Here is a 25926-nt window from a genome sequence, read left to right as displayed (position 1 = left end):
TCCAAAGGAATATCAATTGGCCAGATGGCGCAGCGAAATGATGCATTCGGGAGCAAACAGCATAAAAACAGCCCCAAAGGGGGCTGTATTGATAGCAAGGACTCCGCCCCATATGGGGGAGGCGTCACTCCTCTTGTCGCAAGCTGCGGGCGAGCAGGGTGCGGGAGGGTTTCAGATTGCCGCCGAGATCCGGCCAGGGCAGCCAGCGATCTGGCACCATAAAGCCGGGCAGTGTGTCTCTGATCCAGTTCGCCAGTTCGGCATAAGAAACGGGGGCCCCGAGCCAGTCGATAAAGGCGGCGGGCCTATGCCCCCATTCGTCGCTTGGCACCGGCACCACCAGGGCCTGGGCCACGGCGGGGTGATCCACCAGCCGCTGTTCTATGGTCTCGGGCTGGATGTTCTCCCCTCCCGAGATGAAGAGGTTGTCGAGCCGCCCCTCCACCACCAGATCACCCCCCGGAGTGAGGCGGCCCTTGTCCCGGGTGTGGAACCAGCCCTCTTCATCGAGGGGGCGCACCAGCTCGCCTTCCCTGAAATAGCCGGCAAACAGGGTCTCACCGCGCACGCAGATCTCCCCCTGGCGGATGCAGACCTCCCGCCCCGGCAGCGGGCGACCCACCACGCCGGCGGCGCAGGGTTGCCCGGTGCAGACCTGGCTGCCCATCTCGGAAAGGCCATAGCTCACCTTGGGCTCCAGCCCCAGGGCGGTCAGCCGGTTGACCAAGGGCGCCGGGATGGCGGCGCCCCCGAGCAGCAGCTCTCGCACCCGGGTGCGGGATGGGTCGAACCCCTGTGCCAGCAGGCGCCAGAGCTGGGTCGGCACCAGCGAGAGGTGGGTGATGGGCTGATCCTCGAGCCGCGCCTTGAGGGGCCGGGTGCGATCGTCCAGCACCAGGGCGGCTCCCGCCAGGAAGACCCGGAACAGGATGGCGTAACCGCCGACGTGAAACAGTGGCAGGGAGAGCAGCCAGCCGCAGGCTTCGTCCAGGGGGATCAGGGTGGCGGAACCCCGGGCGGAGGCGAGGTGGTTGGCGAGGCGGTGGACCACCGCCTTGGGGGTACCGCTGGATCCCGAGGTGAGGATCATGTTGTTCGGCTGGTCGGGTACCAGCGGGGACTCCCCATCTGCGGCCAGCTCGCCCGTGAAGTCGAGGCTGAGGGCTTGCCAGTCGCCCGCCGGGATCTCGCCTGCCGACCAGAATGCCCGGGCCTCGAGCTGGCTCGCCAGTTCGCTGTGTCTGGTTGCCGGAAAGGCGGGATTGAGCGGGCAGAAGACGATGCCGCTGCGCACGCAGGCCCAGGCCAGCAACACATCCTCCAGAGCGCCGCGCACCACGGCGGCGAGATGATCCCCCCGTTCCAGCCCGGCCCGGGCGAGCTGATTGCACAGGCTGTTGAGGCGCAGGTCGAGGCGCTGGTAGCTAAGAGGCTCCCCGCTGTGGATGGCAATGCGATGAGGGGCCTGTGTCGCCCAGCGTCGTACCGGGCAGGTTTCCTGCCGTGGGATCTGACGGGTCACCATGGGTCAGTCACGGTGAAACAGGGGGTCCATCCTGCCCGGATCGGGTTGCCCCTGCTTGTCCAGCAGATCCCTGGCCAGCCAGCGGCGGGTATCGAGGCCAGGGGCCTGATCCGGCGCCCACTCCCCTGCGAGGCGGGCGAGCTGGCCGATGCCGAGACCGGACTCGAAACAGGAGGAGACGATCACCTTGAGTTTCAGTTCGCGAGCGCGGGCTACCAGGGCCTCGCTGTTGGCGAGGGCGCCGAGCAGGGTCGGCTTGAGCACCAGGGCGCGCAGTTGCGGGATGGGCTTCCAGGGCTTGCCCTGGGCCAGCAATTCGTCCAGTGCCACCGGCATGCCGGTGCGGCTGGCGACGAAGGCGATGTCCTCGAAGTCGGCGCACAGATCTTCGAGGTATTCGATGCGATTCGGATCCAGGTGGCCGCAGAAGGCCCAGGCCTCCTCGCGGGTCCAGCCCTGGTTGGCGTCCAGGACCAGCTTGAGGTTGGGGCGCCGATCGAGCAGCAGCCGGATCAGCGCCAGCTCGTCGCGCATGGGGTAGCGGGCTACCTTCAGCTTGGCCTTGAGGGGGGTCTCGTGCAGCCACTGTTTCCAGTTCTTGAGCAGCTCCTGGGGGGAGCCCTGGATCAGCGGATAGGGCTCGGGCAGGGGGGCACCCTGCTCGGGCCAGCTACGACGGGCGCAGTCGAGCCCGAACTGCACCGAGGGCAGCTGTGGCGTCGGGGTCTGTCCCCGCGCCAGTTGCGCCAGACAGTCGAGGGCCTCGGCCTGGGCGTCGGCCAGGGTCTCTTTGGAAAATCCTGGCAGGGGGGCTATCTCCCCCCAGCCATCATCGATGCGTACCAGCAGGCCCTCGCGCGCTACCTGCAACTGACCATGAAAGGCCAGGGGCTGGGTAAAGGGCAGTTGGTAGCGGTAGAGGGCGAGTGTCATCAGGGATTCCGCTTGTATTTGGAGAAGTCGGGACGGCGTTTCTCGTTGAATGCGTTGCGCCCTTCCTGACCCTCTTCGGTCATGTAGAACAGCATGGTGGCATTGCCTGCCAGCTCCTGCAAACCGGCCTGGCCGTCGCAGTCGGCGTTGAGGGCCGCCTTCAGGCAGCGCAGGGCCATGGGGCTGTGTTGCAGCATCTCGCGGCACCAGCGCACGGTTTCACGCTCCAGCTCGGCCAGGGGCACGACGGTGTTGACCAGCCCCATGTCGAGGGCCTGTTTGGCGTCGTAGAGGCGGCAGAGAAACCAGATCTCCCGAGCCTTCTTCTGGCCGACGATGCGGGCCATGTAGGAGGCGCCCCAGCCGCCGTCGAAGGAGCCCACCTTGGGGCCGGTCTGACCGAACTGGGCGTTGTCGGCGGCGATGGTCAGGTCGCACATCATGTGCAGCACGTGGCCGCCACCGACGGCGTAGCCAGCCACCATGGCCACCACGGGTTTGGGGCAGGTACGGATGTCACGCTGGAAGTCGAGCACGTTGAGGTGATGGGTGCCTTCATCGTCCTTGTAGCCACCGTAGTCGCCGCGGATCTTCTGGTCGCCGCCGGCGCAGAAGGCCTTCTCGCCGAAGCCGGTGAGGATGATGGAGCCGACCTTGTCGTCGTAGCGGGCATCGGCCAGGGCTTGCAGCATCTCTTTCACGGTACGGGGGCGGAAGGCGTTGCGCACCTGGGGACGGTTGATGGTGATCTTGGCAATGCCCTCTGGGGACTTGTGATAGAGGATGTCCTCGTAACCGGCGGAGCAGTCGTGCCACTCGACAGGGGCATAGAGCTCGGCTTCCGTCATTGCTTCAATCATGGATCTTCTCTTCTGGTTGGTGAGCCCACTCCCGCAGGAGCCGGGCAAAGGTATCGGGCTGGCTTGTGTGCAGATTGTGTCCGCCATCCAGAGCCAAGTGTTTGATATTGCAGCCTTGCTTTACCAACTGGCAAGCGAGGGCATGGAATTTGTGATCCCGGTTGCCGGAGATCCACTGCACCGGCAGCCGGGTATCCCGAAGCCAGGGGGCGAGATCCGGCTGCCGCCCCAGGGACGTTGCCCTCAGCATGGCGGCCACGGCCTTGCCGTCGTTGCCAAGGCGGCGTGCGGCCTGGCGGGTGCGGGCATCGTCGTCCAGGTCGGCGAAGACGCCCTGGCGGTACCAGTCGGCAAGCACCCGGGTCAGGGACTCGCACTCGAAACGCCGGGCCCAGGCTTCATCGTGAGCGATGCGGGCCGGACGTTCACCGGCAGGCAGCCCGGGGTGGCAGTTCTCCAGCAGCAGGGCCTGCAACCCCGCCGGGGAGTGGCTGGCGTGATGAAGCGCGAGCCGCCCCCCCAGCGAATACCCCACCAGCCGGTAGTGGGCGATATCCCGTGCGGCCAGCTCGTCGCAGATCCAGCGATGGGCCTCGTCAAAGCCGCTCACCCGCAGTGCCCGGTTGCGGCCGTGGCCCGGCAGATCCAGGGCATGGCACGGGATGCCGGGCAGGGCCTGGATGACAGGTCGCCAGTCGTCGGCGTCCCCCAGCAGGCCGTGCAGCAGCACCAGTGGTACGGCGGGATCAGAGACCACGGATAGCGGCTCCCAGTGCCTTGAGATCCTCGGCGACTTCACTGCTCGGTACCTTGATTTCAATCAGGGTTACCCCGTTTTTCAGGGCTGCGGCATAGTCCCGCTCAAATGCGTCGAGGGTGGTGGGGGCCCGGTAGTGCAGGCCGAACATGGCGGCGGCGTGCTCGAAGTGCAGGCCGTGGGGCAGGCAGTAGTAGGTCTCCAGCAGGGCGTCCTGGGTGGGTACAGGCAGCATGCGGAAGATGCTGCCGCCGTCGTTGTTGAGCAGGATCACCGCCAGGGGGCGGCTCCCCTTGCCGAGCAGCGCCAGGCTGTTGAGATCGTGCAGGGCGCTGAGATCCCCGAGCAGCAGGGTGGTGGGCTCGCGACTGTCAGGCGGGACCGACTGTGCGAAGCCGTATGCGGTGGCGATAAGGCCATCGATGCCGGAGGCGCCGCGGTTGGTCATCACCCGGCTGGGGCCCTTGCCCACCTCGCCCAGCATGTCCATCAGCCGGGCCGGCATGCTGTTGCCGACGAACAACTGACCCTGGATGAGCTGATTCAGGCGGTGGCACACCCCGAGCTCCGAGAAGCGATCACAGGCGGTGCGGATCTGCTGGCTGATGGCCTGCTGGCGCGCGGCCAACTGGTGCCAGGGCTGCTGCGAATGGGGGATTGGATGGGCGGCCGCAAAGGCGGCGGGATCGCACACCAGGCGACGGCGCAGCCGGTAGTCGGGGTCGAGGCGTGCCGGCTGCGGGTCCACCAGCCAGTAATCCTGCCAGGGGTGTTGTTTGATGAACTGGCTGAGGCGCTTGGAGATGAGGCGGGCGCCGAATTGCAGCAGTACCTCGGCGCGGGCCAGCTCGGCCACGAAGTCGCTGTGTTGCAGGGCGAGATCCGTGTGGACGAGGTTGCGATCATCGAAGCGGATCTGGCTTTGCAGATCCGCCAGCAGGGGCCAGCCGAGGCGGTCGGCCAGCTCGGCCACCGCCTTGCCTTGCCCCGGATCCTGGATGCGTCCGGCGACGATGACACCGCGCTTGCCCTTCAGCTCCTCCCAGTCCGGCTGGGCGGGGCAGCCTGGCTCGCCAGCCAGCCAGGGGCTCCAGGGCTTGGCCGAGTGCAACCAGTCGCCGAGGGGCGCCAGGTAATCGGAAAAGTCCAGATAGTGGTCGCCGGGGTAGAGGGGCTCGGGGTACATGCAGTTGAAGTGCACCGGCCCCGGGGTGTGCGCCTGTCGGGCCAGGGCCTGATCCACCGAGCTCAGCACGAAGGCCGCCGGAATGGCGGGCGTGGGGCTCGGCAGATTTTGCTGGTAGACGGGGTAGCGACCGAAGATCCCCGGCTGATCGATGGCCTGGTTGGCCCCGTTGTCGATGAGCTCGGGTGGCCTGTCGGCAGAGAGAATGATGAGCGGGACCCCGGTGAGCTGGGCTTCCGCCACCGCGGGCCAGAGGTTGGCCACCGCAGTGCCCGAGGTCATGATCACCGCCACCGGGCGGCCGCTCCCCTTGGCCAGCCCCAGCGCCATGAAGCCCAGACCCCGCTCGTCGAAGTGCAGATGGCGGCGAAAGCCCGGGTGGGCTGCGGCGGCCATGGTGAGCGGCGCCGAGCGGGAGCCGGAGGCCAGGGCGATGTCACGTACGCCGAGGCGAAAGAGCTCTTCCAGCAAGAGGGAGGACCAGACATGGTTGAAGGTGGCGTGATGGCTGGCAAAGGCGTGATGCGCGGACACGTGGCTGGCGGACATGAAGCTCTCGCAGTGAGGAGTCGGTGAGAAACGCTATCCCAGCAGGGAGAGCACGTTGGCGATCTTGTTGTCGAGTTCGGCCCATTCGGCGGCGGGCTCCGATCCCGCCACTATGCCGGCACCGGCGAACAGGCTGATGCGCGGGCCCCTGATCCGGGCGCTGCGAATGGCGACGGAGAACTCCGAGGTCTCCCGGCTCAGCATGCCGCAGGCACCGGCATACCAGCCGCGATCATGGGGCTCGCATTCACGGATGAAAGCTAGCGCCGCCTCGCGGGGGGCGCCCCCCACGGCGGGAGTGGGGTGCAGGGCAGCCAGCAGTTGCCAGTCGCAGACGCCGGGTTTGAGCTCGGCCTCAATGTCGCACTTGAGGTGTTGCAGCAGCCGCAATTTCAGAATGCGCGGCTCGGTCAGGGTGGCATCGGTCGTGAGGGGGGCCAGGCGGCTGAGAATGTCGGCATGAACCAGCCGGTTCTCCAGCCGGTTCTTGCTGTCGGCCAGCAGCTCGGCGGCCAGGGCCGCGTCGGTCGCCTCATCCCCGGAACGGCGAATGGTGCCTGCCAGCGCCTCGGTAAAGAGGTGGCCCTTCTCCCGGCGGTAGAGGCGCTCGGGGGAGCAGGAGATGAAGCTCTGCTCGGGGGAGAACTGAAAGCCGAAGTGGAAGCACTCCTGGGCGTGGCGGGCCCACTGTGTCAGCAGGGACCAGGGGCAGAGGGGTGCATCGTGCGCCTCGCTCTGGAGCAGGCTCTCCCGGGACAGCACCACCTTGGGGGTGCGGGCCTGGAAGTCGGGGGCCGTGACCTGCTCCACCAGGGTCCGCCATTGGGCAGGGCCCGGCAGGTCCTGGCGCTGCCATGGCCGCTTTTGCAGGGCGGGCAGGGGGGCTTCGGGTTGCAGGGCATCGAGCGCCGCCTCGGCGGCGCAGAGTTCGGCTTCGAATGCGTGACCCTCTTCCCGGGCTGGCAGCCAGAGATTGAGGCAGAGGCTGGTGCACTCCCCCCGGCGTACCAGCTCGATACGGGGCAGCACGAAGCGGCAGGGGCCAAAACCCTGCCAGCCGGGCAGATCCGGGTCGAACGCCAGACCGCCGTAGTAGCGAGGGCTGTCTTCACTGGCCGTACCGGCAAGGTCGCAGACCCGCTGGATATCCTCCGGCCGGGTCAGTTCGTGGATGGCGCCAAGCGCCACGTACTCGGGGCTCTGTTGCCCTCTGGCGCGCCAATAGATGCGGGGGTAGAGCGTCTGGGCCGCCAACCAGCCGGGAAAGACGTCGACGTGAGCGGCCACGCGCAGTCGCACGAAACCGCTGACAGTGCTGTGACGCAGGGCGTCCAGTTGTTGCTTGAGGTGGGTCTGAGCCAACATGGATGTCTAGTCTGAGCCGGATAATCGCGATCGCTCCGGGGGAGGATGGCGCAGGTTGATGCCAAAGGGCGACGATTTCCTATATATTATCTGCCCATTCGTCCATGTAAATTGCCCGGGGGAGCCGACGCCCCCGCGCAGCCAAGTATACCTAAATCCGGTTCGATAACCCTTAACACGATCAATATCTGATTGTTTGGCCATCACAATATGACAAATACCTTCTCTGTTTGGTTGCTGGCGGCGCGTTTGCGAACACTGCCCCTGGCGTGCTCCTCCATCTTGCTGGGCTCGGGGCTGGCAGCCAGCCGGGGAGCGTTCGACGGCACCATCATGGGGCTCTCCCTGCTGACCGCCATCCTGCTGCAAATTCTCTCCAATCTGGCCAACGACTATGGCGATGCGGTCTCCGGTGCCGACAACGGGGAGCGGATCGGTCCCCAGCGCGCCGTGGTTTCCGGCCTCATCACCCGGCACCAGATGTGTGTGGCCATGGGGCTGACCGCTCTGGCGGCCGTGGTGAGCGGCCTCTCCCTGCTGGTCTGCGCCTTCGGGGAGGCGTGGCAGCAGATCCTGACGTTCATCCTGCTGGGGGGAGCGGCCATCGTCGCGGCCATCACCTACACGGTGGGCAAGAGCCCCTACGGCTATCGCGGCTTCGGGGACATCTCGGTGTTCCTGTTCTTCGGCCTGCTGGGGGTGCTCGGCTCCTACTACCTCTTCACCCATAGCCTGGAGTGGGACCTGTTGCTGCCCGCCACCGCCTGCGGCCTGCTGGCGACTGCCGTGCTCAACATCAACAACGTGCGGGACATCGAGACCGATGCCGCCAGCGGCAAGATCACCCTGGCGGTGCGCCTTGGCCGCAACCGTGCCATCGCCTATCACTGGGTCTTGCTGGGGGCGGCGCTGCTGGCGACCATCGCCTTCCTGCTGACCCAGCCTGCGAGCCTCTGGCCCTGGATCTTCCTGCCCGCCATGAAGCCCCTCACCGATGCCGCCCGCACCCTGCGAGAGAGTTTCGATGGCGAGGTGCTGACCGGCGCCCTCAAGAAGACCGCCATCAGCGCATTTCTGTTCAGCCTGCTGCTCTCCGCCGGGCTGGCGCTCACCTGAGGCCGACGCGTTTGGCAACAAAAAGGGCTCCCGAACGGGAGCCCTTTTTGTTGATGTGTCGACGCGTTGTTGTTTCATCAGACCGATGTGATGAGCGCCAGGGGAGGAGCATGCCGCCAGGCGAAGGATGATGCCAGGTGATGCAGACGACGAGGGCCCCCGACAGGGAGCCCTCGTGTGCATGAGGCGGGCTTGCCCCTGGGTCAACTTGCCTGGGCCACGGCCGTGCGGCGAGAGAAGAAGAGACTGTCCAGCAGCCAGATGGCAACCATGGAGGCCCCCACCAGCGGGAAGCAGATCCCGAGTACGACCAGCACCGCGATGGCACCGCCCATGGGAGGCAGCTTGGCGGGCAGGGGCGGGGCGGCGAGGCGACCACTGGGACGGCGGCTCCACCAGACCCAGAGCCCGCTCACCGAGCTTGCCAGAATCATCAGGCAGATGAGCAGCATGACGAGCTGGTGCGGCCAGCCGTAGAGCTTGCCCATGTGCAGCATGACGCCGGTTTCCACCGTCTTGGCGACCGGGCCGTAATCCTGCCAGCGCACGTCGACCAGCACCTTGCCGCTGTATTGGTCGATGTGCAGGGTGGCGTCGTTGCGGGGATCATCGGCAAAGATGGCGATGGTATAGACGCCGGTTTCACCGACCGGGGGGGTGATGCTGTAACCCGGGCTGACCCCACGCTCGCTGGCGATGTCGACCACCTGTTGCAGCGGAATGCGATGGCTGGCCATGACCATGCCCTCGTGTCCGCCGCCATGGGTCATGGCGCTGTGATCATGGCTCTCTGCCGTGGGTTGGGAGCTCGGCATGGGCAGGGTCTCGGCCCCCCAGGAGACGGTCTGTTCGTGAGCCTGGTTGAGGCTGCGGGTGAGGGGGGCCGACTTGGGCACCTCGTTCCACATGGCCGCAGGGAAGCGGTTCCAGACATCGGCGAACTGGCCGCCCCAGAAACCGGTCCAGGTCATGCCCGTCAGCAGCAGCAGCAGCAGGAAACCCGCGCCCCAGAAGCCGACCACGGCGTGCAGATCACGCCACCAGAGACGGCCGCGCTGGTGCATTCTCGGCCAGAGGATGCCCCCCACACCCGGTCCCTTGCGGGGCCACCAGAGATAGAGTCCGCTGACGAGGAGCACGATTCCCCAGCCTGCGGCCAGCTCGATCAGGCGATCTCCCGTGGTGCCAAGCATCAGCTCCGCATGGAGAGCGCGCGCCACCGCCTGCAGGTTCCACTTGTTGTCCATGGTACCGAGCAGGGCGCCGTTCGCGGGATCCATGAAGAGGGTCAGCTCCTGCCCTTCACGCATCACGACTATCTGGGCGCTCGCGTCTGCTGCCACCGGGGGCAGGTATTTGCGCAGGCTGGCGTCCGGCATGGCGATGGTTGCCTTGGCCAGCAGCTGGTCGGCACTCAGGGTCTGGGTGGCGGGCGTCACCTTCATCAGCTGGGGGTAGAGCAGGTTGTCCAGCTGCGGTTTGAACAGATAGACGATGCCGGTGAGGGAGAGCAGGATCAGGAAGGGGGCGACGAAGAGACCGGCATAGAAATGCCAGCGCCAGATCCGTTGGTAATAACTTGCGTCTTGTTGCTTCATCGTTGATCCCTGGGTGAACGCCAAAAGGTTTCAGTAGGTGGAATGTTTTGAGTGGCGCGGATAATAGCAGCAACGTTTTGTTAACTGCAACAGAACATGTCGAAGAAATGTACATTCCACCATCGGGGTAAAAACGGGGGTTGAATGGAGCTCTCCGTTCACAATGCGGGGAGCTTCATGGACTTTTCGGGGATAAATTCTTACTTTGTGGCAACACAGGGCATATCAGCCGCAGCGAAGGACTCAAGGCAGGAGGTGAACGTGCAAGCACACGGCCATTTTGAGATGCAGCGACAAGGGCAACTGCTGATCTGTCGGCCGAGCGGCCCTTTCAACCTGGCAGGCGCCATGGCCTATGAGGGCAAGTTCAGCCAGCAGATAAGCCGTTTGCAGGGAGCCCCCTGGGGCATCGTCGAGGTCGCGACCGAGTTCGAGGCCGCCGGCCCCGAGGTGCTGGCCCGTTTTCGTCGCCAGTTCAACTGGTGCGCCACTCATGGCTGCGCCTTTCTGGCGGTGGTCATGATCGGGGATTTCAAACGTTATCTGGCGGATCACGTCTTCAGCGAGCTTCCCTTTCAGGAGGTGCGCTATTTCGAGGAGGAAGCGCAGGCCATCCACTGGCTGACACAGCGCCTCGAGGGGCTGTAAGGCAAGGAGAACCACGTCAGCACGGGTTGAACTTCCCGTTCATTCCAGCCTGATGAACCACTTGTCCCGCTCGTCGAGGCAGTCGGGCTCCCCCATCTCGAATTCACGGCAGATAAGCGGCCGCACCTCGTAGATGCGACACATCATGGTGTTGCGGTCGAGGGCGGCGCACCAACCATCTTCCAGTCTGTGCATCACGGGCACTTCTCCTTCCCGTTCCTCGATATAGCGGTCCGGCACGCCGGTGTCGGTGAAGAGCATCACCTCGAGGCGGCAGCAGCAGGCTTCGCAGTTCTGGCAGCTCACATCGCTCTGGATTGCTTGGGTCATGTCACCTGTCTTGCCGCATGGCGGCGAATGATATGAAACAGGCGCCTGTCAGGCGCCTGTGGTCTGGCCGGGCGTGTGAAATACCTTAGCCCAGTTTGCGGGCACGGTAGCTGCGCCCCTTGATCTTGCCTTCCTGCAACCGCTTGAGGGCGGCGCTCGCCACCTGGCGCTTCACCGCCACGTAGGAGTACTGCTCGGAAATCTGGATCTTGCCCACATCGGCCCCGGCAATGCCGCCTTCGCCGGTCAGGGCGCCGAGGATGTCACCGGCACGCACCTTGCTCTTGCGGCCCGCATCGATGGAGAGGGTCACCATCTGCGGCGCGATCGGCTTGATGTCGCGGCCGATCCCGGCCAGGTCGCCCTGGGGAATGGGGGCCTGCTGGTACTCCTCGATGAAGTTGACGCGCTGGGCCTCGTTCGGCTGGTAGAGGCTCAGGGCCAGGCCCTGCTGGCCGGCGCGGCCGGTACGGCCGATGCGGTGCACATGCACCTCGGGGTCGTAGGTCAGCTCGTAGTTGATGACGGCCCCCAGCTCCTTGATATCGAGGCCGCGGGCCGCCACGTCGGTGGCGACCAGTATGGTGGCGCTGCCGTTGGCGAAGCGCACCAGCACCTGATCCCGCTCACGCTGTTCCAGGTCACCGTTCAGCGCCAGCGCCGAGAAGCCCTTGGCGGCCAGGTGATCGGCCACGTCGTTGCAGGCGCGCTTGGTGTTGCAGAACACCACGCAGGAGCCCGGTTGGTAGTGGCTGAGCAGCCAGGTGAGGGCATCGAGGCGCTGGCCGGCCGGCACTTCATACAACTTCTGTTCGATGGCGCTCTCTTCGTGCAGGGACTCCACGCTCACCTCCACCGGGTTGCGTTGCACGCCGCGGCTCATCTGGGCGATCCCTTCCGGATAGGTGGCGGAGAAGAGCAGGGTCTGGCGATCCCGCGGGGCGTGGCTGATGACGCGGTTGATGTCTTCGCCAAAGCCCATGTCCAGCATGCGATCCGCTTCGTCCAGCACCAGCGTCTTGAGGTCGTCGAGCTCAAGGGTGCCCTGCTCCAGGTGCTTGAGGATCCGGCCCGGGGTGCCGACGGCGATGTGGGCGCCAAAGCCCAGGGTGGCGGATTGCGGTGCGGTCGGGGTGCCGCCGCACAGGGTCACCAGCTTGACGTTGGGCAGGGTGCGGGCGAGACGGCGGATCTCGGTGGCCACCTGATCCGCCAGCTCGCGGGTCGGACAGAGCACCAGCGCCTGCACGGCCAGCCGGTTGACGTCCAGCTTGGCCAGCAGACCCAGGCCGAAGGCCGCGGTCTTGCCGCTGCCGGTTTTCGCCTTGGCGATCAAATCTTTGCCGTCGAGCACCAGGGGCAGGCTCTGGGCCTGGATCGGGGTCATCTGCAGATAGCCCAGGCTGGCGAGGTTGTCCTGCAGGGCGGAGGAGAGGTTCAGGCTGCTAAATTCGCTGTTGTTCACAAAAGGACTCTATGTCGGAAAACCAGAAATGGGGGTGCGCGGTGCGCAAGGGGGCGCATCATACCAGAATGTGCCACCGGATGCGGTGAATATTTGAACGGTTGGTGTCATGGGTTGCCGATGTAGGCTTCTGTCTGCGTTGGCGGGCTTGCGGTATGTAAAAAGAGCACAATGGAACAGGGTGGTCATGGCCAGATCATGATGAATGGCGAGAAAACGTTTTTAATTAAACATGTCTTGGTGATGATGAGTCATCGGAGGATGCCATATGGGATATGGCCGTTATGAAATATATATGAATGAGGAATAAAATTAACAAATTGGCATAACTTATTGTTTTTGATTTATTTTTAAACTTTCCAAGTGACGATTAATAATTATGTGCCTTGGCAATTAATTTAAAAACGTTTGTATTATTTCGCATGCATATTTTTACCGCGGATTGTGATGATTCTCTGATTTTTAAATATGCAGTTCTTTATGATGGCGCCGGTCAAAAATAACAATTCAATGGGTGCTACTGGTATGGAATACGTTCATTTCGTGCTCGGACTCGTGATGGTCCTGGCATTGGCGTTGCTGGCAAACCGCCGCAACTGGAAACAGATCAAGCTGCGTTACATCGGCCAGCTGCTGGTGGTCGAGCTGGCGCTCGCCTGGTTCATGCTCAACTCCGAAGTGGGTCTGGCGGTGGTGGGCGGCTTCGCGGCCGGCTTCACCAAGTTGATGGAGTTTGCCAAACAGGGTACCGACTTCGTGTTCGGCGGCCTGGTCAATGAAGGGGCCTTCTCCTTCTTCCTGATGGTACTGATGCCCATCGTCTTCATCTCCGTGCTGATCGGTATCCTGCAGTACATCCGTCTGCTGCCGCTGGTGATCCGCGGCATCGGTACCGTGCTGGCCAAGATCAACGGCATGGGCAAGCTGGAGTCCTTCAACGCCATCAGCTCCATGATCGTCGGCCAGTCCGAGAACTTCATCGCCCTCAAGAACATACTGCCGCACCTGAACGAGAAGCAGATGTACACCCTGGCCGCGACGGCCATGTCCACCGTCTCCATGTCCATCGTCGGTGCCTACATGCAGCTGATCGAGCCGCGCTACGTGGTGGCCGCGCTGGTGCTCAACATGTTCAGCACCTTCATCGTGCTGTCGCTGATCAACCCCTACGAGCCCGACAATACCGTGACCGACGCCAAGGCGCTGGCCGAAGGTGACGAGCACCACAGCCCGAAGAAAGAGAACTTCTTCGAGATGCTGGGCGAGTACATCATGGCCGGTTTCACCGTGGCGGTCATCGTGGGCGCCATGCTGGTCGGCTTCATCGCCCTGATTGCTCTCATCAACTACTTGTTCGAGATGGCATTCGGCGTCAACTTCCAGTTCGTCATGGGCTACCTCTTCTACCCGATCGCCTGGATCCTGGGCATCCCGAGTGGTGAAGCGCTGCAAGCCGGCTCCATCATGGCGACCAAGCTGGTGACCAACGAGTTCGTGGCCATGATGGATCTGGGCAAGATCGCAGCCCAGCTCTCTCCGCGCACCATCGGCATCCTCTCCATCTTCATGGTGTCGTTCGCCAACTTCAGCTCCATCGGCATCATCGCCGGTGCGGTGAAGGCGCTGAACGAAGAGAAGGGCAACATGGTCTCCCGCTTCGGTTTGAAGCTGGTCTATGGCTCCACCCTGGTGAGCCTGCTCTCCGCCGTTATCGCCGGTGTGATGATCTAGGTCCTCCCCCCGCGCTGCTCATGACGACCCCCTGCCTTGGCAGGGGGTCTTTTTTTGGGCAGATGAGCGGGTGAACAGAGGAGGGGACTGGTTGGCAGCCCGGCCATCAAGCGCGGGGGTCTTCCACCTTGATGTTGGCGGGGACCCGCTTTTTGCCCAGCACCATGGCGCGGACCAAATCGCTGCGGGTGAGGCGATCGGTCAGGAGTACCACGGCCGCATGGATGCCAACGGCGGCCATCAGGGTGTTGGCGATGATGCCGTGCAGCTCCTCCAGCCACTCCTCGCCCCAGAAGGCATCCCAGGTGGTGAGCCAGCCGGTGACGACGGTCCCGACCAGGGACAGCAGCAGCAACCAGATCATCAGGGAGCCGACCGGATTGTGGCCGAGGTAGTAGGGGTGGCGCCCCTGGGCGAGCTGACGCAGGTAGTAGCGGATCCGGGCAGGGGTTGGCCACCACTGGCCGAAGCGGGCGTAATAGGGGCCGACCAGTCCCCACAGCAGGCGGATGATGAGCAGGATGCCCACCGCGTAGCCAGCATATCTGTGGGGTTTGCTACCCTCTTCCAGCACGAAGAAGTTGAGCAGGCAGAGGGTGACGGTCGCCCAGTGAAACACCCGGATGAGGGGATCCCAGACTTTCACTTCAGAGGCAGGTGTCATGGCAAGGCTCCATGGTGGGGGCCGGGGGAAGACCGGCCCGGGGCGGCGTTACTCGTCGATCTCTTCTTTCACCTTTTTCAGGTCGGTCGGGTCGAAGTAGATCTCGACCTTGCGCTTCTCCTTGTCCCAGCCGTAGATCTCGTAGCAGCCGGTCTTGGTGGCCTTGAACTTCTTGATGTCGTAGCCCATCGCCTTGATCTGCTGCTGGGCGTCGGCTTCGCTCATCCACTTGCTCTTATCGGCCTGGGTGCATTGGGGGTCGGCCAGGGCTGCGCCGCTCAACAGGGGGATCAGTAACAACAGGGGGGTCAGTTTCATTGCTTGCTCCTTGCGGCTGGTTGGGTCAACAGTCGCAAGGCTAATCAAGGCGCATTAAGGAAGAATTAAGGGAAAAGGGAACTGAATGGCTCTCCCCGGCGGTGGGCCGGGGAGAGGGTGATCAGCTCAGCTTGCCCCTGACCAGCCACTTGTCCAGCGCATTGGCGAAGCGCTGCTTGTCGGCGGCGTTGAAGGGCGCAGGGCCACCGGTCTGGACGCCGGCAGAGCGCAGCTCCTCCATGAAGTTGCGCATCCCGAGCCGTGCCTGGATGGTCTCCCGGGTGTAGATCTCGCCCCGGGGATTGAGCGCCTCGCCCCCGGCGTCGATGACCCAGGAGGCGAGGGGAATGTCGCCGGTGATCACCAGGTCGCCTGGCTTGACCTGCTGGGCGATGACATGATCTGCCACATCGAAGCCCTTCTCCACCTGCTGGGTCTTGATGAAGGGGGAGGGGGGGACTCTGAGCCCCTGGTTGGCCACTAGCGTGGTCACCACCTGGGCGCGGTGGGCGGCGCGGTAGAGGATCTCCTTGACCGGGATGGGGCAGGCATCGGCATCAACCCAGATGGGCATGGCATGGCTTCCTGTGTCTGGAACGGGTGGCGCATCTTAGCATGGCTGGCGCGGGGCGGCTGCCCGGGGCTGAGTCGTCCCCGCCTTTGGTGTAAGCTGGGGCCTGCACATGAAACGAGAAGGAGACGAGATGGATCGGGTGCCCGGTGACGTGATTTATGGCCTGACCCTGGACGGCAAGGGGGGCATGACCCCGCTGGCCGAAGGTAGCGAGATCCCCTGTGCCCAGCCCGGCTGGCTGCATCTGGACTACGGCAACCCGGAGTCGGCGCGCTGGCTGCTGCAGACGCCGCTGCTGGGGGAGGCGGCCCGTGAGGCCCTGCTCGGCCAGAGCAATCGTCCCAAGCTGGTGCGGATGGGAGAGACGGTGCTGCTGATCCTGCGCGGCATCAACCACAACAAGGATCACAGGCCTGAAGAGATGGTTGCCCTGCGGATCTTCATCACGCCGGATCTCATCATCAGCAGCCGACGTCGTCCGCTGCTCTCCGAGAAAGATGTGTTCGAGCAGCTGTCGCTGGGGGGCGGTGCCGACACACCCGCCGACTGGCTGGTGGAGATATGCGACGCCCTGACCGACCGGGCCGGGGAGTTCGTCGAGGAGCTGCATGACCAGATCCTGGATCTGGAGGAGATGGTGCTGATGCGCGACCTGCCCGCCAACGGTCGGCTTGCGCGCATCCGCAAGCAGCTCATCATGATCCGTCGCTACCTCTCCCCCCAGCGGGATCTGGTGGCGCGCCTGGCCAACGAGAAGATCAGCTGGCTGGACGAAGATGACAGGCGACGCCTGCTCGACATCGCCGACCGCTTGCGGCGCTGGCTCGACGATCTGGATGCCGGGGTGGCGCGCACCGCCGTGCTGGCGGACGAGATCAACAACCTGATGGCGGAGGCGACCAACCGCCGCGCCTACCAGATGTCGGTGATGGCGCTGCTGTTCCTGCCCGCCAGCTTCCTGACCGGCCTGTTCGGCATCAACCTGGGGGGGATCCCCGGGGCCGAGAGTCCGACCGCCTTCTGGGTGTTCTGTGGCTTCCTGCTGGTGCTGGCGACCGGACTGGCGGTCTGGCTCAAGCACAGGCGCTGGTGGTAAGGAGTGAACATGACGACATGGGAATCTTTTGGCGTGACCCTGCTGCTGTTGCTGGGGCACACCCTGGTGCGCGGCCTCATTCACAAGAGCCTGATGGCCCTTGGCCAGAGCCGGCAGGTGAGCGAGAACCGGGTACTCTACGTGGAGCACGTATTCCACTTCCTGCTGGGCTGCGCCACCCTGCTGATCCTGGCCGGGGTCTGGGGGCTCGACTTCTCCCGGCTGGTGGTGCTCGCCTCCTCCTTCTTCGCGGTGCTGGGGGTCGCCATGGTGGCCCAGTGGTCGATCCTCTCCAACATCACCGCCAGCATCACCATCTTCTTCGCCTTCCCCTACAAGATTGGCGATCGCATCCGCATCCTCGACAAGGATGACTCCGTTACCGGCATCATCACCGAGATCGGCCTCTTCTACGTGCGGGTGAGGGATGACAACGGCGATCTGGTCACCTATCCGGCGAACCTTATTCTGCAAAAGCCGGTGAGGCGGCTGGAGGGAAAGGAGGCTGAGTCCACGCAGCCGGAATGAGAAAAGGCTCCCTCGGGAGCCTTTTTCGATGGGTGCTCAGCGTTCGAAGAAGCGGTAGAGGTGCTCGACCTGGACGGGGCAGTCGGCCACCAGGTGGATGTGGTCCCGTGCCTCCTCGGTGGACGAGAAGCTCATGGGGCACCCCAGGGTGTCCGTCATCACGTAGAGGTGGCCGTCCTGCCCCCTGAACTCCACGATCCAGCCGGGGGAGACGATGTCGTGCATGATCTCCGCCTCCTTGAACCTGTGCTGCTGGTGAAGCGCGCGCAATTCACTGACTGTCATGACATCCTCCTATGACTCATGGCGCCACCCTCAAGTCTAGTTCTCCTTCCCGGTGGCGCCGTCATCGGATCAGGGCCCCGTCGCCCCCTCACGGGGCGGTTGCAGGGCGATCAGCAGCTCTCCGGGCAGCGGCGTGACAGGACCGGTGACCACCCTGGGTCTGGCCTTGGCATCCAGCACGAACAGAGGAATGGCGCCGGGATTGGCCTCCTGATACTGGTCCCAGTCGAAGGTGTCGCTCAGGCGGGTTGCCTTGATCTGCCCGCCCCGGCTCAGCAGGCCGCTCAGCCTGGCGAAGTTGATGTCGGCGCCGAACAGGTTCTGGCGGGCACGGAAGGTAGCGCTCTCCCGGTTGGCCTTGCCGTGCTGTTCGCTGGAACGCAGGGAGTGGACCTTCTCCTCCCCGTAGAGGTGGGCGAAGTGCAGCACCCCGAGGGCGTTGTTGTGGCGGCTGGGAGAGAGCGCCAGCACTGTGCTGATGCTGGTGAGGGGCAGGTGCCGCTCGGCGTGCTCCGACTGGGGGTTGCCGAAGTAGCAGGGCAGGCCGCTCATGCGGGCCAGCTTGCAGTGCTCCCAGGCAGGATCGGAGAGCTGCACCGGGATCCCCTGATCCGCCAGCGCCTTGCCGATGGCCCGGGCCACCGAGTTGGCGCCGATGAGCAGCCAGACATTGGGGGCGCTCTGGCGCATGTCGAGCAATCTGGCCAATGGCGTGGCCGTCAGGCTCTGCAGCACCACGGTGAAGATGATGACCGCAAACACCAGGGGCACCAGCTTGTCGGCATCCTCGATGCCGGCCTCGTGCATGCTGATGGCGAAGGAGGCGCTGACCGCCGCCGCCACTATGCCCCGGGGGGCTATCCAGGCGAGCAGGGCGCGGGCGCGCCAGGGCAGGTCCGACCCCCGGGTCGAGACCAGGATGCAGAGCGGACGGGCCACGAACTGCACCACGCACAGCAGGGCCAGCACCATGGGGCCGAGCTGCCAGAGCTGGGCCAGATCGAGGCGGGCCGCCAGCAGGATGAAGAGGGAGGAGATGAGAATGACGGCGAGATCCTCCTTGAAGGCCAGCACCTCCTCCAGATCCAGCCCCTCCTGGTTGGCGAGCCAGATGCCGAACACCGTCACCGCCAGCAGGCCGGATTCGTGACTGAGCCAGTCAGACAGGGTGAAGGTCACCAGCACCAGCGCCAGTACCCCGAACTTGTGCAGGCTGACCGGCAGCCAGTCCTTGCGGATGAGCAGGGTGGTGAGCCAGCCGGCACCGACCCCGATGAGCGACCCCACTCCCACCGTCTTGGCCAGGGCCAGCAGGGTATGACCGACCAGATCTCCCTGGCTGCCGAGGCGCACCGCCTCGAACACCAGTACCGCGAACAGGGCGCCGATGGGGTCGATGACGATCCCCTCCCAGCGCAGGATCTTGTCCACCTCCCGGACCGGGCGGATCACGTTGAGCATGGGGGCGATCACCGTGGGGCCGGTCACTACCAGCACGGCGCCGAGCACCATGGCGACACGCCAGTCCAGCCCAAGCAGGAAGTAGCTGGCGGCGCCGATGACGGCAAAGCTGGTCACCATGCCGGTGGAGCAGAGGTTGCGTACCACCTTGCCGATCCCCTTGAGTTCGGTCAGGTGCAGGGTCAGCGCTCCTTCAAACAGGATGATGGCGACCGAGAGGGAGACCAGGGGAAACAGCAGATCCCCCAGCAACTGATCGGGATCGAGCAGACCGGTCACCGGGCCGAGCAATAGGCCGCTCAGCAGCAGGAACAAAATGGCGGGAACGCGCACGGACCAGGCAAGCCATTGGGCGAGCAGGGAGATGAGGGCTATTCCGGCGAGGGAGAGAGCAATCATGCCAACCTCGTACAGGTGATGGGGTTGGACCTAGTGTAGCGGGGAAGGGGGGCAAGATGACACCCGCCAGGCGTGCAGGGGAGAGCCACTCAGATCAGATGGGGCTCTCTTTGTGGAGTTCGGTGACGCAATCGGTCACCGCCAGCACCAGGGCGGAGCGCACCATCTGATCGAGCCGGTTGAGCTGCATCTGGTAGAGGGGCCAGTCCTCCTCGTTGGCCGGGGGATCCTGCGGCATCATGCTGCCCTGCTGGATGGCATTCAGGCGCTCGAGCAGATCGCGGACCGGCTTGTCGCTGAAGCGGTAATCCTTGGGGTCGCGTACCAGAAAGTCGCGGATCTTCAGGTATGCCTCGAGATCCTGATAGCGCTCGAGGGAGATGAGGCCGAGGGCGAAGATGAGCTTGAGGCGCACCTCCAGCTGGCCGAGGGGGCCGCTCTGGTTGAGCAGGGGTTCGATGGCGTATTTGACGGCATACTCCTCCTGACGAAAGGCTCGCCGCATCAGGGAGTCGACCGCCTCTTCCAGGATGGTCACGACCTCGAGAAAGAAGCCGCGGGGGCCATCCTGCTCGTTCAGTCGCTCCAGTACTTCATCTTCCTGGTGTGTGGTCATAAGTGCTTCGGGTCCGGCTGACAGGGGGAGAGCAGGCCCTCCCCCGGTTTGTATCGTATGGGGTCCGTCACGGGCGGTGTGACGCCACCCCATCAGGTCACTTCAAGTTGTTGTAACGGGCGACGATGGTGCGTACCACATCGCTGTGCTCATCCAGGCCGGTGACGCGGGCCAGGGTCCGTGCCGGACCAAGTTCCGCCAGCATGGCCTGCAGCTCCACCGCCTGGGGATCGTCCTCATTGCGGTAATGCAGTGCGGCGGCGATGCCCTCCTGCAGGTGATCGCTCGGCAGGCCGTACTCCAGGGTGCCGAGCAGCGGCTTCACCAGCCTGTCCCCCGCCGCCAGCTTGCGCAGCGGCTGGCGACCGACCCGGTCAATCTCGTCCACCAGATAGGGGTTGGCGAAGCGGGAGAGGATCTTCTCGATGTAGGCGGCGTGCAGGCGCGGGTCGAAGCCATAGCGTTTCACCAGCACGGCCCCGCTCTCCTCCATGGCGCGGCGCACCTTGCTGCGGATCAGCGGATCCTCGATCGCCTCGCGCACGGTGCGATATCCCCTGAGCTTGCCGAGATAGGCGGTGACGATGTGGCCGGTGTTGAGGGTGAACAGCTTGCGCTCGACGAAGGCCATCAGGTTGTCGGTGGGTTCCATGCCTGCCACCTGGGGCAGCTCCCCCTTGAACTGGGTCCGATCGACGATCCACTCGCTGAAGCTCTCCACCGTCACCTCCAGGGGATCGTCGTTCGCCGCGGCGGGCGGAACGATGCGATCCACCGCCGAGTCGACGAAGCCGACGCACTGCTCGAGGGTGGCATGATACGCGACCGGCAGGTACTTGAGTACCTCCTCCTTGAGGTGGCTGGTGCCGCGCACCATGTTCTCGCAGGCGATGACGTTGAGGGGAGTCAGGTTGCCGGCATCGAAGCGGGCCTGCAGCCCCTTGGCCAGGGTGCTGGCAATCTTGTCCAGGATGTTGGGGCCGACCGCCGTGGTGACCAGATCGGCGGTGATGATACGGGCGATCACCTCGTGTCCGGCGGAGCTGACGGCGGCAACGTTGCGCACCACGTCCAGCTTCTGATCCGTGCCCACCACGTGCACCTTGTACTCCTGGCGGTGGTTGAGCTGGTCGATCAGGGTCTCGTTGACGTCGGCGAAGGTGACCTGATGGCTGGCGTCAGCCAGCAGTTTGCCGATGAAGCCCCGACCGATGTTGCCGGCACCAAAATGCAATGTTTTCATGATATTAACCTCTACAACCAAAGACGATGACGGATGATTACGCGGCCTGCTCGGCCCCCAGCAGAGCCAGGAACTCCTGGGGATCCTGGGTGCTGGCCAGACGGTCGACGAGACCGGGCTCATCCAGTGCATTGGTCAGGCGGGTTATGACCTGTATGTGTTCATCGTTGCGGGCGGCAATGCCGATGACCAGGCGCGCTACCTCATCGGCGCCCTCGCCGAAGGCGACTCCGGCCGGGTACTGGCAGATGACGATGCCGGTACGCTTCACGTGCTCCTTGGCGGCGATGGTGCCGTGGGGCACGGCGATGGATTCGCCGAGGTAGGTGGAGACCAGCTGTTCGCGCTCCAGCATGGCGTCGACGTAGTCCGGTGCCACATAGCCTCGCTCGGCCAGCAGCTTGCCGGCGGTCACGATGGCCGCTTCCTTGCTCTCGGCCTTGAGGCCCAGGTGCACGTCCTGCAGGCTCAGGGTGAAAACTTCCGGCTCCTGCGGCTCGTAGCTGTCGTCGTTGGCCGCCACCAGCAGTTGCGGGTTGGCGACGTCATCGTTGGCCGCGTTGGCCAGGCTGAGGTTCTGCACCAGCTCCTGATAGAGGGCGTTGTCGAGGAAGTTGGTCAGCGAAATGTGCTGTGCATGCGGCGCATGGCGACGGGCACGGTCGGTGAGATCCTTGTGGGTGATGACCAGATCCACCTGATCGTCCAGGTTGTTGATGGCACGGTTGGTGACGCTGATGTCGAGACCGGCGGCCTGCACCCGCTTGCGCAGCATGCCGGCGCCCATGGCGCTGGAGCCCATGCCCGCATCGCAGGCGACGACGATGTTGCGCACTGCGGTCAGCTCGGTTTCCGGCTTCTTGGCGGCGGTGGTCTCGGGCTTGGCACCCTTCATGGCCTTCATCTTGCGGGTGGCTTCACCCAGGGCATCGGCCTCGTCGGCTTCCGGCTGCTGGGCACGGACGAACACGGCGGCGACCAGGAAGGAGACGGTGGCGGAGGCGACGATGGAGAGCAGCACCCCGATGAGGGAGGCTTTCGGCGTCATCAGCAGCACGGCGAAGATGGAGCCCGGGGAGGCGGGGGAGACCAGACCGGCGTTGAACAGGGTCAGGGTGAAGACCCCGGTCATGCCGCCTGCGATCACCGCCAGGATGAGGCGCGGGTTCATCAGCACGTACGGGAAGTAGATCTCGTGGATGCCGCCGAAGAAGTGGATGATGGACGCACCGGCTGCGGACTGCTTGGCGGCGCCACGGCCGAACACCATGTAGGCCAGCAGCACGCCCATGCCCGGACCCGGGTTCGCTTCGATCAGGAAGAAGATGGAGCGGCCCTGTTCGGTAGCTTGCTGGATCCCGAGCGGCGAGAAGATGCCGTGGTTGATGGCGTTGTTCAGGAACAGGATCTTGGCCGGCTCGACGAAGATGGAGGTCAGCGGCAGCAGGCTGTGGGCGACCAGGAAGTCGACACCACCGGCCAGGGCGCCGGAGAGCACCTTGACGAAGGGACCGATGACGAAGAAGGCGAGAATGGCGAGCAACATGCCGATGATGCCGGCGGAGAAGTTGTTCACCAGCATCTCGAAGCCGCTCTTGACGCGACCTTCCATCGCCTTGTCGAAGCGCTTGATGGCCCAGCCACCCAGCGGGCCGACCATCATGGCGCCCATGAACATGGGGATGTCGGTCCCCACGATGACGCCCATGGTGGTGATAGCACCGACCACGGCCCCCCGGTCACCCCCGATCAGCTTGCCGCCGGTATAGCCGATGAGCAGCGGCAGCAGGTAGGTGATCATGGGACCAACCAGCTTGGCCAAGGTTTCATTGGGCAGCCAGCCAGTGGGGATGAAGAGGGCGGTGATGAAGCCCCAGGCGATGAAGGCGCCTATGTTGGGCATGACCATATTGGACAGGAAGCGTCCAAAATTCTGTATCTTGACTTTGGTATCCGGTGATAACATGTCGGGACCCCGTTTTAAGCCTGTGTGATTAAAAGTGGTAGTCGGGATGACGAGTTTTGCCGAACTCCCATCCCAGTCGTCTAAGCAACTTCAATCTACCAGCTTGTGATCAAATTAGGCTGAAAACGGGGTGTCTTGTGACCTGGATCTCAAATACCCCGACCTCCCCCCTCCCGACATAGTGATGAAGATCACAGTCAGTCACTGTATTTCGGCTACATTTCGATCTTCTCGCCTCTGGGTGTCAATTTTTTGTGATTGATGTCTCGTTTTGTGGTTTGCGCAAATGCGGTGTCAACGTGATTGTCGTCACAAAATCAAATTTTGCACTCAAATGAGTCATGGCTTGTCGCCTCGTATTCGCAAGTAATGACGATGGATATGCCGCAGTTCATCGTTAATCATCAATGAATCATTTATTTTGTAACCCACTTTCAGTTTTTCCCCCGAGAGGATCGGTTCCGACAAGGCCTCTTGTGACGCCCGGGTGGCGGATCCTGATCCGCTCCCGTCTCGCTCCTCCCTGCCGGTCGCGACGCAGGCAGGGGCCTGCGAGCGGGTCTCCCATCCCGTCTGCCCGCGGAGCGCAGCCATAAAAAAAAGCCCGCGGGATGCGGGCTTTTGCAGAGCAGACAAGCAGGGGGATCACTGCGCCTTGGGGGCCTCGTCGGCGGGCGCGGCATCGGCCTCGCTGGCGGGGGCCACCGGCGCCGGACCCGGCACCAGATCCACCGCCGGCTTGGCGATGAGGGAGCGGGTCTCTTCCACCGCCTCGGTCAGCTTCACCTCGATGATCTGGCCGAGCTCGTAGACCACCTCGGTCTTGTCCAGATAGACGCGACCGTTGTCCCAGTTGCACTCCAGCCGATCCTTGTTGTCCAGGATATGGCGGGCGGGCATGAAGACCACGGCGCCGTTCTCCTGCAGGCGCAGCTTGAGGCCGGCGCGCATCACGTCGATGATCTCGGCGTTGAACACCTTGTCGGTGCCCGCATCGGCCTTGAGGTAGCGCACATAGAGCCAGTCGCCGATGTCGCGCTCCACCATGCGGTGCAGGCGGCGGCAGGCGGTCAGGTGCTCGGTCAGCTCCAGGCTGGGGCGCTCACCCGGGGTCTTGCCGGCGATGACCGCCTTGAGCAGGCGATGGTTGACCATGTCGCCGTATTTGCGGATGGGGGAGGTCCAGGTGGCGTAGGCATCCAGACCCAGGCCGTAGTGGGCACCCGGTTCGGCGGACATCAGGGCATAGCTCTGGAAGCGGCGGATCTTGCCGTCCAGCCAGCGGGTGTCCAGGTTGTCTATCCAGCGGCGCAGGGCGCAGAAGCCGGAGAGACTCGCGATCTCTTCCTTCTCGAACGGGGCCTCGGCGGTCTTGAGCAGCTCGATGGCGCCGTCCAGGGACTCCTCGTCAAAGCCGGTGTGGACGTTGAAGATGCCGTAGCCGACCTCTTTGCCTAGCACGCGGCCGGCGCAGATGTTGGCGGCGATCATCGACTCTTCCACCATGCGGTTGGCGATGCGGCGCGGCTCCACGTGGATGGCCAGCACTTCGCCGTCTTCACCCAGCTCGAAGTCGTAGTCGGGTCTGTCCGGGAACACCAGGGCGTGCTCGGTACGCCACTTGATGCGGGCCTCCGTCATCGCCTTCATCAGCGGCAGCTGGGCCAGGACGCCGGCGTCGATATCCAGCGCTTTGCCGTGCTCGGCCCAGTCGGAGACGTCGTCATAGCTGAGACGGGCATGTGAGACGATGCGGGCGGCGAAGAACTCGGTCTCCTCCAGCAGCAGGCCGTCCTCGGCGATGAGCAGACGGGCGCACAGGGTGTTGCGCTCCTCGCCCTCTTTCAGGGAGCAGAGCTCGTCGGAGAGGGTGCGCGGGATCATGGGTACGTTGCGCCCCGGCATGTAGACGGTGAAGGCGCGCTGGGCGGCCTCCTTGTCCAGCTCGCTCCCCTCGGCCACATAGGCGGTCGGGTCGGCGATGGCCACCAGCAGCTCCCAGCCGTTCTCCAGCTTGGTGATGGCCAGGGCATCGTCCATGTCCTTGGTCTTGGCACCGTCGATGGTGAAGAAGGGAACCTGGGTCAGATCCCGGCGGGGCAGCTCTTCCTCTTCGATCACCTTCCACTCCGGCAGGTCCGCCGGTTCAATCTGGGCCAGGTTGTGGCGCGCCAGCACCACCCACCAGGGCACGTTGTGATCTTCCTGGGTGGCGATGAGCTGGGTGATCTCGGCGGAGAAGTTGCCGTCCACCAGGGCATGGCGCTTGAGGGTGGCGACCACCCAGTCCCCTTCCTTGAAGGATTTCTCGTCCAGACCCTTCTTGGCGCGGGCCTTGATGGCGTCCTTGATGAGGGGGTGATCGGGCACCACGTTGAGGCGGTCGCGGAACATCTTGACGCGGCCGACGAAGCGGGTGACGGCCTGTTCCAGCAGGGCATCCGGCTCGGCCACCTCTTTCTCTTTTTCAGTGCGGATCAGGGCGCTCACCCGGTCACCGTGCATCACCTTCTTCATGTAGGGAGGCGGCACGAAATAGCTGGTCTTCTCATCGACCTCCAGGAAGCCGAAGCCCCGATCGGAGGCGCGGATCACACCCTCTTTCTTGGGGATGTTTTCGCGGATTTGTTGCTTGAGCTGGGCCAGCAGCGGATTGTCTTGGAACATAAATGGGGAACCTGAGTGGAGACCTGATGGTTAATCGCCCAGCACT

23 protein-coding genes are annotated in these 25926 nt (G+C 64.1%); 5 read left to right on the top strand and 18 right to left on the bottom strand.

The features are described 5' to 3' along the window. Window positions 1–124 precede the first annotated feature (124 nt). Genes menE through I6L48_RS01700 form a run of 6 tightly spaced genes read right to left on the bottom strand, consistent with a single transcriptional unit; the run spans window position 125 to window position 7175 of the window. Entirely contained in the window at window positions 125–1525 is a 1401-nt protein-coding gene (menE, locus tag I6L48_RS01725) for an o-succinylbenzoate--CoA ligase (protein ID WP_201920829.1), read from the bottom strand. A gap of 3 nt (window positions 1526–1528) precedes the next feature. Further along, on the bottom strand, window positions 1529–2458 hold the full coding sequence (menC, locus tag I6L48_RS01720; RefSeq protein ID WP_201920833.1) for an o-succinylbenzoate synthase: 930 nt from the start codon (window positions 2456–2458) through the stop codon (window positions 1529–1531). Further along, on the bottom strand, window positions 2458–3306 hold the full coding sequence (menB, locus tag I6L48_RS01715) for a 1,4-dihydroxy-2-naphthoyl-CoA synthase (RefSeq protein WP_010672740.1): 849 nt from the start codon (window positions 3304–3306) through the stop codon (window positions 2458–2460). The genes menC and menB overlap by 1 nt, the downstream gene beginning before the upstream one ends. 4 nt (window positions 3307–3310) lie before the next feature. After that, the gene (gene menH, locus I6L48_RS01710) at window positions 3311–4075 is read right to left on the bottom strand and encodes a 2-succinyl-6-hydroxy-2,4-cyclohexadiene-1-carboxylate synthase (RefSeq protein WP_201920836.1); all 765 of its coding nucleotides are present in this window, start codon (window positions 4073–4075) and stop codon (window positions 3311–3313) included. Next, complete coding sequence (gene menD, locus I6L48_RS01705; RefSeq protein ID WP_201920839.1) at window positions 4065–5810, bottom strand: 2-succinyl-5-enolpyruvyl-6-hydroxy-3-cyclohexene-1-carboxylic-acid synthase; 1746 nt, start codon at window positions 5808–5810, stop codon at window positions 4065–4067. Before menD ends, menH begins: the two co-directional genes overlap by 11 nt. A 33-nt stretch (window positions 5811–5843) precedes the next feature. Next, window positions 5844–7175: an isochorismate synthase MenF gene (locus tag I6L48_RS01700; RefSeq protein WP_041212280.1), complete on the bottom strand. Its 1332-nt coding sequence runs from the start codon at window positions 7173–7175 to the stop codon at window positions 5844–5846. A 210-nt stretch (window positions 7176–7385) separates the two neighbouring features. Here I6L48_RS01700 and I6L48_RS01695 point away from each other — a divergent pair, with 210 nt between their 5' ends. Then, the gene (locus I6L48_RS01695) at window positions 7386–8291 is read left to right on the top strand and encodes a 1,4-dihydroxy-2-naphthoate polyprenyltransferase (protein WP_029313608.1); all 906 of its coding nucleotides are present in this window, start codon (window positions 7386–7388) and stop codon (window positions 8289–8291) included. A gap of 203 nt (window positions 8292–8494) precedes the next feature. Here I6L48_RS01695 and I6L48_RS01690 read toward each other — a convergent pair whose 3' ends face one another. After that, a complete protein-coding gene (locus I6L48_RS01690) occupies window positions 8495–9889 on the bottom strand; it encodes a PepSY domain-containing protein (protein ID WP_201984869.1) in 1395 nt (464 codons plus the stop codon). 255 nt (window positions 9890–10144) lie between these two features. Between I6L48_RS01690 and I6L48_RS01685 the strand changes: the two genes are divergently transcribed. Next, window positions 10145–10537, top strand: a complete 393-nt coding sequence (locus I6L48_RS01685; protein ID WP_113069059.1) for a hypothetical protein — start codon at window positions 10145–10147, stop codon at window positions 10535–10537. 39 nt (window positions 10538–10576) lie between these two features. Here I6L48_RS01685 and I6L48_RS01680 read toward each other — a convergent pair whose 3' ends face one another. Both I6L48_RS01680 and dbpA read right to left on the bottom strand, forming a co-directional pair. Then, complete coding sequence (locus tag I6L48_RS01680) at window positions 10577–10867, bottom strand: YkgJ family cysteine cluster protein (protein ID WP_039039772.1); 291 nt, start codon at window positions 10865–10867, stop codon at window positions 10577–10579. Window positions 10868–10952: 85 nt separating this feature from the next. After that, entirely contained in the window at window positions 10953–12332 is a 1380-nt protein-coding gene (gene dbpA / locus I6L48_RS01675) for an ATP-dependent RNA helicase DbpA (protein ID WP_039039771.1), read from the bottom strand. A gap of 525 nt (window positions 12333–12857) precedes the next feature. Here dbpA and I6L48_RS01670 point away from each other — a divergent pair. Beyond that, window positions 12858–14063 (top strand): NupC/NupG family nucleoside CNT transporter, encoded by a 1206-nt coding sequence (locus tag I6L48_RS01670; RefSeq protein ID WP_216987713.1) that lies wholly within the window; start codon window positions 12858–12860, stop codon window positions 14061–14063. A gap of 106 nt (window positions 14064–14169) precedes the next feature. Here the strand turns inward: I6L48_RS01670 and I6L48_RS01665 are convergent, their stop codons facing one another. The 3 genes from I6L48_RS01665 to I6L48_RS01655 all read right to left on the bottom strand — a co-directional run bounded on the left by I6L48_RS01665 (window position 14170) and on the right by I6L48_RS01655 (window position 15619). Beyond that, complete coding sequence (locus I6L48_RS01665) at window positions 14170–14727, bottom strand: cytochrome b/b6 domain-containing protein (protein ID WP_216987712.1); 558 nt, start codon at window positions 14725–14727, stop codon at window positions 14170–14172. A gap of 48 nt (window positions 14728–14775) precedes the next feature. After that, complete coding sequence (locus tag I6L48_RS01660; RefSeq protein WP_010672753.1) at window positions 14776–15045, bottom strand: PepSY domain-containing protein; 270 nt, start codon at window positions 15043–15045, stop codon at window positions 14776–14778. Window positions 15046–15166: 121 nt separating this feature from the next. After that, entirely contained in the window at window positions 15167–15619 is a 453-nt protein-coding gene (locus I6L48_RS01655) for a YaiI/YqxD family protein (protein WP_039039769.1), read from the bottom strand. Window positions 15620–15749: 130 nt separating this feature from the next. Between I6L48_RS01655 and zntB the strand changes: the two genes are divergently transcribed. Next, window positions 15750–16715 (top strand): zinc transporter ZntB, encoded by a 966-nt coding sequence (zntB, locus tag I6L48_RS01650; protein ID WP_174213885.1) that lies wholly within the window; start codon window positions 15750–15752, stop codon window positions 16713–16715. A gap of 9 nt (window positions 16716–16724) precedes the next feature. After that, entirely contained in the window at window positions 16725–17243 is a 519-nt protein-coding gene (locus I6L48_RS01645) for a mechanosensitive ion channel domain-containing protein (protein ID WP_039039767.1), read from the top strand. A gap of 36 nt (window positions 17244–17279) precedes the next feature. Here the strand turns inward: I6L48_RS01645 and I6L48_RS01640 are convergent, their stop codons facing one another. The 6 genes from I6L48_RS01640 to I6L48_RS01615 form a co-directional block, all read right to left on the bottom strand. After that, a complete protein-coding gene (locus I6L48_RS01640; protein WP_010672757.1) occupies window positions 17280–17528 on the bottom strand; it encodes a hypothetical protein in 249 nt (82 codons plus the stop codon). 69 nt (window positions 17529–17597) lie between these two features. Next, window positions 17598–19388, bottom strand: coding sequence for a sodium:proton antiporter (locus I6L48_RS01635; protein ID WP_041214376.1), 1791 nt, complete (start codon window positions 19386–19388; stop codon window positions 17598–17600). Window positions 19389–19482: 94 nt separating this feature from the next. Continuing rightward, window positions 19483–20004 carry an MltR family transcriptional regulator gene (locus tag I6L48_RS01630; protein ID WP_010672759.1) on the bottom strand — a complete coding sequence of 174 codons (522 nt, stop codon included), beginning with the start codon at window positions 20002–20004 and terminating at the stop codon, window positions 19483–19485. Between the two features lie 97 nt (window positions 20005–20101). Then, window positions 20102–21247, bottom strand: a complete 1146-nt coding sequence (locus I6L48_RS01625; RefSeq protein WP_052815685.1) for a mannitol-1-phosphate 5-dehydrogenase — start codon at window positions 21245–21247, stop codon at window positions 20102–20104. A 37-nt stretch (window positions 21248–21284) separates the two neighbouring features. Then, complete coding sequence (locus I6L48_RS01620; RefSeq protein ID WP_216987711.1) at window positions 21285–23213, bottom strand: PTS mannitol transporter subunit IICBA; 1929 nt, start codon at window positions 23211–23213, stop codon at window positions 21285–21287. A gap of 645 nt (window positions 23214–23858) precedes the next feature. Further along, window positions 23859–25880, bottom strand: coding sequence for an exoribonuclease II (locus tag I6L48_RS01615; protein WP_103243799.1), 2022 nt, complete (start codon window positions 25878–25880; stop codon window positions 23859–23861). Between the last annotated feature and the right edge of the window lie 46 nt (window positions 25881–25926).

Origin of the sequence: Aeromonas sp. FDAARGOS 1418 (assembly GCF_019048585.1) — a bacterium.
GTDB lineage: Bacteria > Pseudomonadota > Gammaproteobacteria > Enterobacterales > Aeromonadaceae > Aeromonas > Aeromonas caviae.
Note: the sequence above shows the minus strand (reverse complement) of the source record. Positions and strands in the feature narration are given on the sequence as shown.

What these genes read in the sequence shown, in the direction of transcription:
- I6L48_RS01655 (WP_039039769.1), bottom strand. Translation starts at nt 15,619, where the DNA reads ATGCCCATCTGGGTTGATGCCGATGCCTGCCCCATCCCGGTCAAGGAG.
- menD (WP_201920839.1), bottom strand. Translation starts at nt 5,810, where the DNA reads ATGTCCGCCAGCCACGTGTCCGCGCATCACGCCTTTGCCAGCCATCAC.
- I6L48_RS01625 (WP_052815685.1), bottom strand. Translation starts at nt 21,247, where the DNA reads ATGAAAACATTGCATTTTGGTGCCGGCAACATCGGTCGGGGCTTCATC.
- I6L48_RS01690 (WP_201984869.1), bottom strand. Translation starts at nt 9,889, where the DNA reads ATGAAGCAACAAGACGCAAGTTATTACCAACGGATCTGGCGCTGGCAT.
- zntB (WP_174213885.1), top strand. Translation starts at nt 15,750, where the DNA reads ATGGATCGGGTGCCCGGTGACGTGATTTATGGCCTGACCCTGGACGGC.
- I6L48_RS01620 (WP_216987711.1), bottom strand. Translation starts at nt 23,213, where the DNA reads ATGTTATCACCGGATACCAAAGTCAAGATACAGAATTTTGGACGCTTC.
- I6L48_RS01630 (WP_010672759.1), bottom strand. Translation starts at nt 20,004, where the DNA reads ATGACCACACACCAGGAAGATGAAGTACTGGAGCGACTGAACGAGCAG.
- menE (WP_201920829.1), bottom strand. Translation starts at nt 1,525, where the DNA reads ATGGTGACCCGTCAGATCCCACGGCAGGAAACCTGCCCGGTACGACGC.
- I6L48_RS01640 (WP_010672757.1), bottom strand. Translation starts at nt 17,528, where the DNA reads ATGACAGTCAGTGAATTGCGCGCGCTTCACCAGCAGCACAGGTTCAAG.
- I6L48_RS01645 (WP_039039767.1), top strand. Translation starts at nt 16,725, where the DNA reads ATGACGACATGGGAATCTTTTGGCGTGACCCTGCTGCTGTTGCTGGGG.
- I6L48_RS01635 (WP_041214376.1), bottom strand. Translation starts at nt 19,388, where the DNA reads ATGATTGCTCTCTCCCTCGCCGGAATAGCCCTCATCTCCCTGCTCGCC.
- menC (WP_201920833.1), bottom strand. Translation starts at nt 2,458, where the DNA reads ATGACACTCGCCCTCTACCGCTACCAACTGCCCTTTACCCAGCCCCTG.
- I6L48_RS01615 (WP_103243799.1), bottom strand. Translation starts at nt 25,880, where the DNA reads ATGTTCCAAGACAATCCGCTGCTGGCCCAGCTCAAGCAACAAATCCGC.
- I6L48_RS01700 (WP_041212280.1), bottom strand. Translation starts at nt 7,175, where the DNA reads ATGTTGGCTCAGACCCACCTCAAGCAACAACTGGACGCCCTGCGTCAC.
- I6L48_RS01660 (WP_010672753.1), bottom strand. Translation starts at nt 15,045, where the DNA reads ATGAAACTGACCCCCCTGTTGTTACTGATCCCCCTGTTGAGCGGCGCA.
- I6L48_RS01680 (WP_039039772.1), bottom strand. Translation starts at nt 10,867, where the DNA reads ATGACCCAAGCAATCCAGAGCGATGTGAGCTGCCAGAACTGCGAAGCC.
- I6L48_RS01670 (WP_216987713.1), top strand. Translation starts at nt 12,858, where the DNA reads ATGGAATACGTTCATTTCGTGCTCGGACTCGTGATGGTCCTGGCATTG.
- menB (WP_010672740.1), bottom strand. Translation starts at nt 3,306, where the DNA reads ATGACGGAAGCCGAGCTCTATGCCCCTGTCGAGTGGCACGACTGCTCC.
- I6L48_RS01665 (WP_216987712.1), bottom strand. Translation starts at nt 14,727, where the DNA reads ATGACACCTGCCTCTGAAGTGAAAGTCTGGGATCCCCTCATCCGGGTG.
- I6L48_RS01695 (WP_029313608.1), top strand. Translation starts at nt 7,386, where the DNA reads ATGACAAATACCTTCTCTGTTTGGTTGCTGGCGGCGCGTTTGCGAACA.